The 12,557-nt window shown below is 53.5% G+C and carries 12 protein-coding genes; 8 read left to right on the forward strand and 4 right to left on the reverse strand.

Annotated elements, in window-relative coordinates:
* Positions 1 to 8: 8 nt before the first annotated feature.
* Together BLU26_RS14850 and BLU26_RS14855 are read left to right on the forward strand one after the other, a co-directional pair.
* Positions 9 to 1,604: an MFS transporter gene (locus BLU26_RS14850; protein ID WP_231701959.1), complete on the forward strand. Its 1,596-nt coding sequence runs from the start codon at positions 9 to 11 to the stop codon at positions 1,602 to 1,604.
* Between the two features lie 129 nt (positions 1,605 to 1,733).
* On the forward strand, positions 1,734 to 2,507 hold the full coding sequence (locus tag BLU26_RS14855; protein WP_092287650.1) for an IclR family transcriptional regulator: 774 nt from the start codon (positions 1,734 to 1,736) through the stop codon (positions 2,505 to 2,507).
* A gap of 11 nt (positions 2,508 to 2,518) precedes the next feature.
* On the opposite strand, the gene BLU26_RS14860 is transcribed toward BLU26_RS14855, so the two are convergent.
* Positions 2,519 to 3,709: a thiolase family protein gene (locus BLU26_RS14860; protein ID WP_092287651.1), complete on the reverse strand. Its 1,191-nt coding sequence runs from the start codon at positions 3,707 to 3,709 to the stop codon at positions 2,519 to 2,521.
* A 2-nt stretch (positions 3,710 to 3,711) separates the two neighbouring features.
* Positions 3,712 to 4,224: a Zn-ribbon domain-containing OB-fold protein gene (locus BLU26_RS14865; protein ID WP_231701960.1), complete on the reverse strand. Its 513-nt coding sequence runs from the start codon at positions 4,222 to 4,224 to the stop codon at positions 3,712 to 3,714.
* A 15-nt stretch (positions 4,225 to 4,239) separates the two neighbouring features.
* Here BLU26_RS14865 and BLU26_RS14870 point away from each other — a divergent pair, with 15 nt between their 5' ends.
* The 4 genes from BLU26_RS14870 to BLU26_RS14885 all read left to right on the forward strand — a co-directional run bounded on the left by BLU26_RS14870 (position 4,240) and on the right by BLU26_RS14885 (position 8,085).
* On the forward strand, positions 4,240 to 4,941 hold the full coding sequence (locus BLU26_RS14870; protein ID WP_092287653.1) for an SDR family NAD(P)-dependent oxidoreductase: 702 nt from the start codon (positions 4,240 to 4,242) through the stop codon (positions 4,939 to 4,941).
* 30 nt (positions 4,942 to 4,971) lie between these two features.
* Entirely contained in the window at positions 4,972 to 5,958 is a 987-nt protein-coding gene (locus BLU26_RS14875) for a fumarylacetoacetate hydrolase family protein (protein ID WP_092287654.1), read from the forward strand.
* Positions 5,959 to 6,093: 135 nt separating this feature from the next.
* Positions 6,094 to 7,491, forward strand: coding sequence for an aromatic ring-hydroxylating dioxygenase subunit alpha (locus BLU26_RS14880; RefSeq protein WP_092287655.1), 1,398 nt, complete (start codon positions 6,094 to 6,096; stop codon positions 7,489 to 7,491).
* Between the two features lie 33 nt (positions 7,492 to 7,524).
* Entirely contained in the window at positions 7,525 to 8,085 is a 561-nt protein-coding gene (locus BLU26_RS14885; RefSeq protein ID WP_092287656.1) for an aromatic-ring-hydroxylating dioxygenase subunit beta, read from the forward strand.
* 179 nt (positions 8,086 to 8,264) lie between these two features.
* Here the strand turns inward: BLU26_RS14885 and BLU26_RS14890 are convergent, their stop codons facing one another.
* On the reverse strand, positions 8,265 to 8,999 hold the full coding sequence (locus BLU26_RS14890; protein WP_092287657.1) for a DUF2889 domain-containing protein: 735 nt from the start codon (positions 8,997 to 8,999) through the stop codon (positions 8,265 to 8,267).
* 105 nt (positions 9,000 to 9,104) lie between these two features.
* Here BLU26_RS14890 and BLU26_RS14895 point away from each other — a divergent pair, with 105 nt between their 5' ends.
* Entirely contained in the window at positions 9,105 to 9,905 is an 801-nt protein-coding gene (locus tag BLU26_RS14895; protein ID WP_092287658.1) for an SDR family NAD(P)-dependent oxidoreductase, read from the forward strand.
* Positions 9,906 to 9,967: 62 nt separating this feature from the next.
* Here BLU26_RS14895 and BLU26_RS14900 read toward each other — a convergent pair whose 3' ends face one another.
* Positions 9,968 to 11,599 carry an ATP-dependent acyl-CoA ligase gene (locus BLU26_RS14900; protein WP_092287659.1) on the reverse strand — a complete coding sequence of 544 codons (1,632 nt, stop codon included), beginning with the start codon at positions 11,597 to 11,599 and terminating at the stop codon, positions 9,968 to 9,970.
* Between the two features lie 250 nt (positions 11,600 to 11,849).
* On the opposite strand from BLU26_RS14900, the gene BLU26_RS14905 reads away from it, so the two are divergent.
* On the forward strand, positions 11,850 to 12,482 hold the full coding sequence (locus tag BLU26_RS14905) for a TetR/AcrR family transcriptional regulator (RefSeq protein WP_228247557.1): 633 nt from the start codon (positions 11,850 to 11,852) through the stop codon (positions 12,480 to 12,482).
* The last annotated feature ends 75 nt before the right edge of the window (positions 12,483 to 12,557 follow it).

Consider the following 12,557-nt stretch of genomic DNA (forward strand, 5'->3'; position numbering starts at 1 on the left):
GGGTTGGTGTGATCAATCGGAAGTCTCCCTGGTACCCGCTGACGCTAGCAAGGTTTCGGCCCTTCTGGACTGCAGGAGCGGTAACCAATCTCGCAATCTGGATGCAGACGGTGGGGGCTGCCTGGATCATGGCGGGCTTATCGGATAGCGCCTGGATGGTCTCTCTAGTGCAGACCGCAATTACCTTGCCGGTATTCTTGTGCGGCTTGCCAGGAGGGGTGATTGCAGATCTTGTAGATCGGCGTCGATGGCTCCTTTTTACTCAATCATTGATGCTATTTGCGGCTTTCAGTCTATTTGCTCTTATGGTGTCAGGGTATTTGACGCCTTGGGCGCTACTTGGTTTGACCTTTTTGCTCGGCATTGGCAGCGCCCTTAATATGCCGGCTTGGATGGCTGCGACTTTAACTCTGATTCCCCGCGATGTGGTTCCCTCTGCGGTCGCCTTGAATGCGGTGTCAACCAATGTGGCCAGGGCGGTAGGGCCTGCGATTGCAGGGCTGTTGATTGCGGCGGTTGGGCAGTCGGCTGTGTTTTTCGTTATTGCCTTGTGCTTCTTTGGTGTAACGCTCTTTTTGCTGCGTTGGCAGGAGCAGCAACCGGTTGTCACCTTGCCTCCGGAGACCTTGTTCGGCGGAATGCGCAGTGGCCTGCGATATATACGCCACTCGCGAGAGTTGACCAGCTCGCTCACCCAGGTATTCGTATTCACCAGTTGTGCTAGTTCGCTTTGGGCTCTCTTGCCTTTAATAGCGAAGGAGCGTCTCTCAATGGCGGCCGATGGATACGGTTTGTTGATGGGCGCGTTGGGTTTGGGCGCTGTTTTGGCTGCGCTCAATTTGCCGCGGCTTTATCGTGATTTTGCGCTGCGTAAACTGATAGCTGGCGGGGTGGCGTTTTTTGCGTTAGCTACGGCTGGAGCAGCACTGCTGGAATCGGTTTGGACGGTATGGCCAGTTTTGGTGGCGGCAGGTATGGCCTGGATGGCAGTGAATGCCACAGCCTCAACGATCGTCCAGACTTGTGCTGCCGATTGGGTGCGCGCGCGGGTGGCCTCCGTTTACCTGTTGATGTATATGGGGGCGATGGCACTTGGTGGCTTCTTGTGGGGTGTTGTCGCGGAGGTTGCCGGCCTGCAGATGAGCCTACTGGTTTCCTCCGTCGCGATGCTAGCAGGGCTGTGGGTAACCCGACGGGGTGTCTTCGTGTTGGGCAGTGAAGCAGACTATCGAGTCATTGCGCAGGCGGACAAGGTGATGGTCGCAACCGCGGTGGCGCATTCGGATGGTCCGGTTTCAGTAGAGACTGTCTATCGTGCGATCCCTTCGGTGCGTGCTGACTTCCTCCGTATCGCCTACGCGGTTGGTAAGTCACGTCGCCGTAACGGTGCCAGAAACTGGCGCCTGTATCGCGATTTGGCTGATCCGGATCGCTATGTGGAGCGTTTCATTGTCGAATCCTGGTTGGACTATCTTCGTCAACGCGAACGAGTGACGCGGGCAGATCGGCAGATAGAGCTCGGGCTGAGCGGTTATATTGACCCTGGAGTGGTGTCGACCCGGCGCTATATCTCCCAGAGTGCGCAGGACACTTCGGATAAGTGACTTGGCTTGATTCTGGGCAAAGTTTTCCAGTTAAAGGCGTATTCAAAAATCATATTCTTGATATAGAATAAATTGTTGGGCTGCATAGAGTGCGGCTCATAATTTAGTTAGCTCAGGGAATATGATCAGATGCCAGCAGACGTCGCCCAGGGAAATGCCCCGGTAACCGTTAAACCCGTTGTTAATGCCATACGTATATTGCGGCTCTTGAGTCAGGCGGGTGGGCCTGAGCGCGCGGTGGACATTGCGCGGCAGCTGGATATCAACCCTAGCACCTGTTTCAATATTCTGCGCACGCTGGCGGCGGAAGACATGGTTGAGTTCAATGCTATGTCCAAGCGATATTCTGCTGGGCTGGGTTTGGCTAGGCTCGTGGAGCAGTTTGTTACTCAAGGTCAGAAGATTCAGTTGGCCAAGCCGTTGCTCGAGAGCTTTGCTGCCAAGGTCCGCGTAACGGTAACGCTCTGGCGACGTATCGGTAATGATCGCATCGTTATTGTCAGCTCCGCGGCCTGCCCGACGGACGTGCGAATCGATATGAGTGAGGGGCAGCGCCTGCCCATAATGATGGGCGCGAGCGGAAGACTTTTCGCCTCGCAGCTAGATTTGGAGTCCGAGAGCTCGCGGGAGATTTTCGAGAAAATACGCTGGGGAGCACCGTTGTCTTACGACGATTACAAAAAGCAGGTCAGCGATGCCTCGCAACGCGGCTGGGCGCTGGATGATGGCTATTTCTCTATAGGTATCCTTGCAGTCGCAGCTCCAGTATTTTCGCCGAGTAATAGTATCGAGTTTACTGTTTCGGCGGTGATGTTCCGTGGGCAGCGTGATGAGGCCGGTATTGCCGAACTTGGCAGCATGTTGGGAGGCCTGTGTAGTGAGCTGGAGTCTGTCCTTTTCTAGGCTTTCATGAGTCACTCTTTTACCAGTAGTAGGCTGCCACCGAGCGGGCCACCGCCGGCGGCAGTGACAGCGACCTGATGGTCTGCAATCTGTCGCTCTCCCGCCTTTCCCCATAATTGCAGACAGGCCTCATGCAAGTAGCCGAGCCCGTGGGTACGCCCTCCTGAGAGTTGTCCGCCGTTAGTATTGAGCGGCAGCTGGCCGGTAAGCGAAATCCGTTGCCCCCCCTCGATGAAGTTACCACTTTCTCCTCGTGGGCATAGTCCAAGAGCTTCAAGCCAGATCATGGTCAAAATGGAGAAGCCGTCATATAGCTGTGCAGACTTCACGTCCTTGGGTTTTAGGTCTGTGCGGCTCCACATCATTTTACTCACATCGAATGCTGCGCCCTCAGTGAGTGATATTTGGTCCCATGACCAAGGCTGGTTCAGCGCGGCACCTATTGCCTCGATACGAATGGGAGGGTTTTTTGTATCCCGGGCAGCGTCCTTGTGAGAAAGAATAATTGCAGTGGAGGCGTCACAGTGTACGTCGCAGTCAAACATGCGTAAGGGCGATGAAATCATCCTTGATTGCATGTAGTCGTCCATGCTCATGGGCGAGCGATAAACCGCTTTTGGATTCAGCTGCGCATGCTTGCGACAGGTCAATGCTATCTGTGCAAGCTGCTCCGGCTTAGTTCCGTACTCATGGAAATGGCGCTGGGCATATATCGCCATCAAGTTCACTGCAGATAGGACGTTGAAGGGGGTATACCACTGCCAGGCAAAGCTGCTGTCGCGTCCAGCAGTCTTGTTGGTGAGCGCCGAAGCCTGCTTATTTATGAGGCGCGAGGATGACTCGGTGATAGTTCGAAATACCAACACGTGTTTGCATAGGCCGCTCGCAATGGCCATCGCCCCGTTGATGACGCCGGCAAGTGGCCCGGGTCCTTCGTAGCCGCCACCAAACCAGTTTACTTCCAAACCTAACGCGTTCTTTAGGGCGTTGGGGCCGACGGGTGAGAAGCTGTCGCCATTGTTGTTGTCACCCGGCCAGCAGGCGATACCGTCGATATCGCTGCGCTCAAGGCCTGCATCAGCTATTGCCTGCAGGCAAGCATCCACTGTCAGGCGCATTCCCGACAGTTGGGAAGGGCGCCCCACCTCCGATTGGCCGATCCCGGTGATCGCGACCTCTTTCTCATAGAGTCTGGTCGACATACTTAGTCCTTAATAAAGAGCGGAATCCAGACATCTTCTTGCTGCTCGAAAACAACTCTCAGCGGCATGCCGATATAGACCTGCTCAACAGGCTCTTCAACGTTGCTGAGAAAACGCAGCCCGGTTTGTTCTGGCAGTTCGACAATCGCTATCGCAAAGGGCGCGGCTAGGTTTGGAGTCCAGGGTTGGTAATTGATCGTAAAACTTACGACTGTCGCCTTCCCGGACACCTCTTTAGGGCGGACTGAAAGGCTTGCGCATTTTGGACAGACAGGCCCGGGAGGGTGAAAGTATCTGGTGCAGTCTTCGCACCAATGCATAAACAGGCGGCCCTGCTCCCCTCCTTGCCAGAAAGCGCGATTGTCTGCGGTCAGTGCGGGCAGCTTCCTGTGCATCTCGGTTGGTTCCTGAGTAATTACGGCGATGTAGCAAAGCGTATCATTTGTACATATATAAAAAAAGTGTTCTAATTTTTCTATGTGGCTGCCAATTAGGCCACCAATAACAATTAACAAGAGGAGAGCTGGAGCATGGCGCACCTATTAAAAGGCCGCTCGGTCGTGGTTACCGGGGGGTTCGGCATATTGGGCAGGGCTCTTGCAGTCTACCTTCTAGAGCAGGGTGCCCGAGTGGCTGCCTTAGACTTGAGCGCTGTCCCCGTAGATCTTCAGGCGAGTGAAGACTTTCTTCCGCTGGGAGGTGTAGACCTGACCGACCCGGTGTCCGCGGGGGATGCTATGACCCAGGTGTCGAGTGCGTTTGGCCATATAGACTCGCTGGTCAACGTCGCTGGTGGTTTTGCTTGGGAACCCTTTGAAACCGGCGCTCTGGAAACCTGGGATCGGATGTATCAGATGAATGTCCGAACGACCGTTACTGCCACGCATGCAGCTCTTCCCCATTTGCTTACATCGGCTGATGGTCGGGTGGTCAGCATCAGCGCGGTCGCTGCCGGTAAGGCAGGTTTGGGGGTTTCAGCATACGCTGCTGCCAAGGCTGGTGTGTCTCGATTCACCGAGTCTCTAGCTGAAGAGTTGAAGACGCGTAGCGTTACGGTGAACGCGGTTATGCCGAGCATTATTGATACCCCCACTAATAGAGCTGATATGCCTGATGAGGATTTCTCAAGTTGGGTGGCTCCAAGTTCTCTAGCCGCAGTTATCGGGTTTCTCCTATCGGATCAGGCGGCAGTCATTACCGGTGCCTGCCTCCCTGTGACCGGCAAGGTCTAGTTTCCAGACAACAATAAAAGGAAAGCTCCCATGAGATTGGTTACCTTCGTGAATAGTGCGGGCCTGGAACTGCCAGGTGCATTGCTCGACAGCGATCAGGTGGTACTTGATCTTCAAGCGGCGCATCGTGAATGCAAAGGTGGTGCCTCGCCAGCGTTGCAGAGTGTCTTGAGTTTGGCCGAGTCGGGTGACGCCGGCTTTGAGTTGGCACGCAGTGTAGTGGCTAAAGCGCCTGCTTCTGCGGTTGTTGCGCGGGATCAAGTACGTCTGCGAGCGCCAATCCAGCCCCCTCCACAGATGCGCGACTTTTCCTGCTTTGAGCTGCACCTGCAGCAATGTTTTGCCGCTGCCAGAAAGGGCCGTGCGATGCGGGCAGCTGACCCGGAAGCGGCACTGCGTGAGATGGATACCAGCGCAGATGACTCCGTCCTTAAAACCTTCAACCGTCAACCTATTTACTACAAGTGCAACCGCTTTGCGGTAGCGGGTATGGACGATGAGTTTCAGTGGCCATCGTACAGCAAGCTTTTGGATTTTGAGCTGGAGTTCGGTTGCTACATGGGCAAGCGAGGCAAAGACATAACGCGTGATCAGGCGCGGAGCTTCATCTTCGGTTACACCATTTTTAACGACATCAGCGCGCGCGACGCCCAAGGTCGCGAGATGGGCGGGATGTTGGGGCCGGCGAAGGGCAAGGATTTCGATACTGCGAATGTGATGGGTCCGTGCCTGGTGACGGCCGATGAGCTTGGTGATCCCTACGATCTGAATATGATTGCCAGGGTGAATGGCGAGGAGTGGGGGCGAGGTAACACGAGAGATATGCGCTGGCAGTTCGAAGATGTAATTGCTCATGTGTCGCAGTCGGAAACCTTGTATCCAGGGGAATTCCTGGGATCAGGGACTGTGGGTAATGGTTGTGGTTTGGAACAGCTGCGCTATCTCAAGCGAGGGGATGTGGTGGAGCTTGAGGTGGACGGTATTGGTGTATTACGTACACAGGTCGGACAAAAGTGATCACTCAGGGCGTATGGGAGTGGCTGAAAACCCGAGATACATAATTATCCTTACATTTTATGTACATTTATTAAAAATTTGTTTATATTTTTCCCGACTGCAGCCGGCATCATTTCAAATACCCTGGAGGCGAGCATGCTAACAAAAACAAGCGCAGTGCTTTCTGATGGCACTAAGATATCCGACCTGATTTATCCTGATACTCGTGAAGTTCAGATGCGCGTACTGTCCGATCCCGAGATCTATGAGCTGGAGATGGAGAAGATCTTCGGCAAGACGTGGGTCATGCTGGGCCACGAATCCGAGATTCCTAACTCTGGTGACTTTATCGTTCGAGATATGGGATCCGACTCAGTTATCGTTGCGCGTGACAAGGCTGGTGAGGTTCACGTGACGTTGAACGTTTGCCCTCACCGCGGCATGCGTGTAGCTCTGACTGACTGCGGTAATACCCAAATCCACAAGTGCATTTATCACGGCTGGGCCTTCCGTACCAATGGTGACTTTGTCGGCTCACCAGTAGAGCGTGAGTGCATGCACGGGAAGCTACTTGAGAAGTCTGAACTAGGCCTGAAAAAGGCGCGTTCGGTTCTGTACGGCGGCTTGATATTTGCGACTTGGAACATCGAGGGCCCTTCTTTTGAAGAGTTTCTTGGTGATGCCAAGTGGTATTACGACATGCTCTTCCTGAGAAGCGACAAAGGTATGGAAGTGCTCGGGCCACCGCAACGGTTCATTGTCAATGCAAACTGGAAGACCGCAGGCGAGCAGTCAGCGGCAGATGGTTTTCATACGCTGACATTGCATCGTTGGCTGGGTGAGGTGGGTAACTACTCAAAGAAAGGTGAGGATGAGGGTGAGGGCGCAGACCTGAGCCCGGAAATGATCGGGGTTGAAGTAAGTTCGCCCCATGGTCACGCATTGCGTTGTATTGATCTCGCTCGCAAGATCCGCCGTCTAACAGGTCTTAATCCGGATGAGCTTAGTGTTCAGGAGAAGCTTAAAGCGCTGCCTCCGGCAGGCATGACTCAGGATATGATTGATCAGCTTGCCAATAATTTGTCCGAAGATCAGCTGAAGGTTCTGACCTCTATGCCGCCCCAGGTCGGCGGTATGTTCCCTAACATTCTGTTCGGTTTCGTCTACATCCCGCAGCCTGATGGTTCTGTAGTGGGATCCATGACGATGCATACCTACATTCCGCGCGGACCAAATAAGCTTGAATTCTGCAACTGGATTTTTGCCGAGAAGGATGCACCGGCAGAGCTGCGGGAAAAAATGTTGAAACAGACAATTCAGCTGTTTGGCACTTCCGGCATGGTAGAGCAAGACGACTCTGACACCTGGCCGCACATGACGCTTTCCGCGAAAGGTGCAATGGGCAAGCATATGACGCTGAAGTATCAGGCGATGTTTGAAACAGGGGCCCCGGAAGGCTGGCCAGGGCCGGGCATTGTGAACGAAGGTTTCACCAAAGACGACACCCAGTGGCATTGGTGGTTGTATTGGAACGAATTGATGAACGCGGAATAACCTTCTCCATATCAATAAAAATAGGAGTCTCTTATGCAGCATGCTGAAGAAAAGAGCCTAGATATCAGTCAGGGACCATACGTGCCCGTTGGTTCAGCTGAGTACAGTGCCGTTGTAACTTTCTTGTATGAGGAGGCCGCACTTCTGGATCAGTTACGCTTGAACGAGTGGGGGGATCGGCTGGCGACTGACCTCGTGTATACCGCGCCCCTGCGTCACACTCGACTGGGTGTTGATCACGCACAGAGTTTTGTACGCAGCGTTCAGCATTTTCACGATGACTACCGCTCTGTGATGGGGCGTATCTTGCGCCTGTCCGGCAAGAGTGCATGGGCCGAAGACCCGCCGTCGCGCACTCGACGCCTAGTCACCAACGTTCTGGTTCGTGAAACTGAAAATCCCGACGAGCTGGACGTGACGAGCTACGTGCTGATGACACGCAGTCGCTTTAGTGAGCACCATGTTGACATCATCAGCTTCGAACGGAGAGATGTTCTGCGTAAGCAGGCGGATGGCGGATTCAAGCTCGCAAAACGAGAGGCGATCCTGGACCAATCAGTACTGGGTACAGCAAACCTCGCAGTGTTTTTGTAGTAAGAGTTGGGCTTTGGTTGTGGTCAGCAATCAAATGCCATGCGGGAAAAAGCCTGCCATTTGGCGGGCTTTTTTTTGCCTAGTTGCTCGATGTTGGTGGGGTTTTCAGTGCGGTACTTCGGCTTGTCGGCCTAATGTTCAGCCTATTCTTGACCGGATTGATGGTTAGTTGGCAGGGGTTAGCTGGCATGATCACCGTTAAGCCAAGCCTGATCTGTTGCGCATAAGAGCTCTTGTTGAGAACCAAAGTCGAGCGTTGAGCCAACCATCCTTCGCGCATGTTTAGCCCTTATCGGTTGCTGCGCGTAACATAAGCCGGTTTCTGCTGCGTGTTCATTGGCATCAAGATCGTACTCTCTTCCGCGAGAGATGGTGGTACAGCGACGGAGGATCAGCGCCGCTTCGGCTTCTTCAGTTGACAGCGTTCGAATAGCCCAGCCAGCCATGCCGTGGTTGAGGTCTATTCCGGCATATGGAGGGGGAGCGGTTATCTGAGTGCCTTGGGTCTTCCAGGCAAGATAAAGCTCGCCATTGCGCCATAGGCTGGGGCTGGTTGCGCCCAATAATCGTTGGGGAACTGCAATCTCATAGTGTCGATGCTCTATGTTGGCCGCTGCAGCAGCGATTGCAAGGCCAGCTAAGTCCAGCAAATGCGTGCATTGAAGTTTGGCGTCAGTTTGCCGGTTCACGCTGTGTGCGATGTCAGATAGTGGCATCCCTAGTAGCCCACGCAGCTGGTTGGCCGCAGATGGGCAAGCGTCGTAGGGGAAGCGAACCGCCCAGCCATTAATATCAGTCAGAATCTCGGAATTATGTCTGATGCTTACCCTGAAGTGATGAAAATCATCCTCAAGAGCGGCCCTGACTTCATGGTCGTTTTGAGCCTGGATTACTATGCGCCGCCTGAAAAGCATATTGATCTCACATTCTAGGTAGCAGGGAAATTGAGTGGAACTCTAGGTTATCGTGTAATAATATGAACATTAACAAAAAAAGTGTTTATTAAAAAGGCTGACGATATGGAACTGCTCAAGAATAAAGTTGCCCTGATCACCGGTTCTGGTGGCGGTATCGGCGAAGGTGTCGCACGTTACTTCGTTAAGCAGGGCGCTAGTGTTGTAGTCTCTGAGCTAAATGAAGAGCTCGGAGAGCGGGTGGCTGCAGACCTGCGCGCGCTTGGCGGTAATGCTGTTTTTGTTAAAACGGACGTGTCCAGCAAGGCCAGCATAGGAAACGCTATCGAAGCTGCGGCCAGGGAGTTTGGCGGCTTGGATGTGTTGGTAAATAATGCCTTTGCTCCCACGCCAAATGTCCTGTTTGAAGAAAAAACAGATGAAATGCTCGAGCAGACCCTGGGTACCACCGTCTGGGCTGCTTGGTGGGCAATGCGCGAAGCAATGCCTCTGATGAAAAAGCGTGGCGGCGGGTCAATTATCAACTTTTATTCAATTGATACTGAAATAGGTGCATGGCTGCATGCGGATTACAATACAGCCAAATCCGCCATTTTGGGCCTGACTCGCAGCGCTGCGTCTGAGTGGGGGCGATTCAACATCCGGGTAAATGCAATAGCTCCTACCGCTATGGGGGCAACCTTTCACAAGTTGGCCGCTGAACGCCCCGGTTTTGCCGAGATGTCGGCCTCGATGCGACCTTTGGGGCGCTGCGGTGAACCGGAGGATGATATTGGGCCTGTGGTTGCTTTCCTCGCGTCAGAGATGGCCCGGTTCGTTACCGGAGAGGCGCTGCACGTTGATGGTGGCCTGCACTTGCCGGGATATAATTCGCGCCCGGCCAATGTACTGCCGAGAGAATATTAACGCCTAACAGCTTCAGGTTTAACCCGCATGCCTGCTTGGCAGGATGCGGGTTAAACCACCTCTTAACGTTTCTTGACTGTTATGTCGGTGTCTTCCAAATCCCAGGTTGCAGCTGTTTTCCCTTCGTCCCGCAGTTGATATTTGAGTACCCTGCCTTGGGGGTTTTTTGGCAAGTCTGTACGGAACTCGATGTAGCGAGGTAGTGCGTAGTAGGGAACGGAATCCGTAGCCCACTGGAAAAGGTCTTCCTCTTTGAGGGAGGCATTTTCATGCAGGATTGCAGTTACTTTAACGTCATCCTCGCCTTTGTCTGACAGCACAGCATGTACTGCTACTTCAGCGATGGCAGGGTGCACGGCGAAGGCAGACTCCATTTCAAAACTGGAAATGTTTTCCCCTCTGCGGCGCAGGTAGTCTTTCTTGCGATCAACAAAAAAGAAAAAACCATCCTCGTCGAACTTGCCGATATCGCCAGTGTGATACCACATGTTCTTCATGACTTTCAGCGTTTCTTCGGGACGGCGCCAGTACCCCTGGAACATGATGTCTGGCCGCAGAGGGCGGACTACGATCTCTCCGGCCTGGTTGGCTGGCAGCTCGAAATCATTTTCATCAACAATGCGCACGTCAAAGTCGGGGATGCGCTTGCCGGAGGAGCCTGGTTTTGCGTACTCCCCGGCGGCCAGCGTAGTCACTACGCAGGCTTCGGTCAGGCCGTAGCCGTTACCCCCGACCAGAGGAGTGCCGAAACGAGATCGCCAGATCGATTTAGTTTCCTCCGTGTAGGGATTCCCGCGTGCTGTATGGATTTGTCCAAAACAGCGCTTCATTGCTTCATTGTCTGGAGCCTGGGCGAGCAACCCACCCATGCCGCCAAGAATGGATGCGATGGTGGCGCCGCTGCGCTCCACTTCCGGCCAGAAATTGGAGACCGAAAAGCGCGGAAGAATTGCCGCTCTCGCGCCCACCAGCATCGTGGCTATGATAGTCACGCAGAGCGCATTCATGTGAAATAAGGGTAGGGGCGTGATTGTTACGTCGGTTTCTGAAACAGGGCCCGCGCGCAGCTGTAGTCGAGCAAGGTTGCACATGAAGTTATAGCTGATCATGCAGCCCTTTGAAGGCCCTGTGGTCCCTGAAGTGTAGATGAGGCAGGCAAGGTCGGAAGCGGCTGGTCTAAACTCAATTGGGCTGTCGTTCTCGCCACGGTGCTGGTCGAGAGGGGCAACGGGAACGGCGCACTCGCCGCTGGTGTTGAGTGCTCCTCTAACCAGGATTTGCTTAAGTGAAGTAAGCTGACTGCTGATAGCAGACACGCGCTCCAGATAAGCCTGCTCGCAGATGAGTAGAGGAGTGTCAGCATCGGCAATTTGATGTCGCAGAAACTCACCGCGTAGTGCGGTATTAATCGGCACGCTAACAGCACCAAGTTTGTTTACCGCAAGCCAGCAGACGACGGCGTCTACGTTGTTATCCAGCATGCTGACGACGGTCTCACCTGGCTTAACACCTAGGGTGGCGAAAGAGTGAGCTAGCTTGGTAGAAAGTAAATCAATATCTCTATAAGTGTGCAATTCTCCGCTGAAATCGAGAAATACCCGGTCTGGATGGCTTGCTACTGCCCGGTCTAGTGCAGCGATGACAGTGTCTTGATCTCCGACATACCATGTATCAGGATTGCCAGTACCGCTCATGACTCATCTCCTTTCAGTGCGGCTCAACATGCGAGCCTGACGCTATTATTTTTGATAGAGAATTGAATTCTACATTGTATTTTTTGACCTGTCTCTACTGAGAGTTGAACAGAAAGTACTGAATGTGACTATATGTCGTGGTAGTATTGCTCTAATGAATGTTTTAAAGGGAGCTTGAGTGATGTTGGAAGAGTTTGAGGGAGGTAAGGCTGTAGAGGCTAAGGTGAGCGCCGTGAAAGGTAAGGCCGCTATGGGAGGCCGCAACGCACCAGCCGGCTCGAAGGCTCGGGCGGTTAAACCTAATCGACGCTCTGAAGAAACCATCAACGAAATACTTCAGGCTACTGAAGAGGTGGTTTTGAGCTCGGGTGCTGACCGTATTTCCATTTTGGACGTATGCAAAATTGCGGGCGTTTCGCGCGGAACCTTCTATCGCTATTTTTCATCCCAAGAAGATCTTCTGGATACTTTTTCAAGGCACAAGCGAGATAGTTTCCATCAGGTTCTGGTTAGCACCATAAGCGTAGTGGAGGATCCAGAGGCACGTTTGAACGCGCTGATCGCTTTTATCGACGACTATCTTGAGGAGAGTCGTGCTCAGCGTCTGCTGCGCGTTGCGCCCGAATACGCACTGGGCTTCTTTCGGCGTATTTTTCATGACTCCATATTGCGGTTTCAGGACACCTTGGACGTGGTGTTTGATGACTGGGATGCGAAGTTGGGTGTGAAGCTGGATCGAGAACTGATCTGCGAGATGATTATCAGATACGTTCTGAGTGAAATCCTGGTTCCGGAAACCTCCGGGCGCAGGTTGTTGCCGGCGCGTGTGCGGCGCCTGGTGGCGTCGTTGACTATGGGGTCAACCTCAAGAACGCGACGTTAGGGTCGAGTTCATCTATTTCTTGCATGGTGCCGGGACGCTTTGTGTCTTGGCATGCTCCCTCAGCCGCTTCCTGTG

The organism is Halopseudomonas sabulinigri, assembly GCF_900105255.1.
Classification (GTDB): Bacteria; Pseudomonadota; Gammaproteobacteria; order Pseudomonadales; family Pseudomonadaceae; genus Halopseudomonas; species Halopseudomonas sabulinigri.

Bases quoted from the DNA above. Each gene is read 5' to 3' on its own strand.
- BLU26_RS14855 (WP_092287650.1), top strand. From the start codon at position 1,734: ATGCCAGCAGACGTCGCCCAGGGAAATGCCCCGGTAACCGTTAAACCC.
- BLU26_RS14860 (WP_092287651.1), bottom strand. From the start codon at position 3,709: ATGTCGACCAGACTCTATGAGAAAGAGGTCGCGATCACCGGGATCGGC.
- BLU26_RS14870 (WP_092287653.1), top strand. From the start codon at position 4,240: ATGGCGCACCTATTAAAAGGCCGCTCGGTCGTGGTTACCGGGGGGTTC.
- BLU26_RS14875 (WP_092287654.1), top strand. From the start codon at position 4,972: ATGAGATTGGTTACCTTCGTGAATAGTGCGGGCCTGGAACTGCCAGGT.
- BLU26_RS14880 (WP_092287655.1), top strand. From the start codon at position 6,094: ATGCTAACAAAAACAAGCGCAGTGCTTTCTGATGGCACTAAGATATCC.
- BLU26_RS14885 (WP_092287656.1), top strand. From the start codon at position 7,525: ATGCAGCATGCTGAAGAAAAGAGCCTAGATATCAGTCAGGGACCATAC.
- BLU26_RS14890 (WP_092287657.1), bottom strand. From the start codon at position 8,999: ATGCTTTTCAGGCGGCGCATAGTAATCCAGGCTCAAAACGACCATGAA.
- BLU26_RS14895 (WP_092287658.1), top strand. From the start codon at position 9,105: ATGGAACTGCTCAAGAATAAAGTTGCCCTGATCACCGGTTCTGGTGGC.
- BLU26_RS14900 (WP_092287659.1), bottom strand. From the start codon at position 11,599: ATGAGCGGTACTGGCAATCCTGATACATGGTATGTCGGAGATCAAGAC.
- BLU26_RS14905 (WP_228247557.1), top strand. From the start codon at position 11,850: ATGGGAGGCCGCAACGCACCAGCCGGCTCGAAGGCTCGGGCGGTTAAA.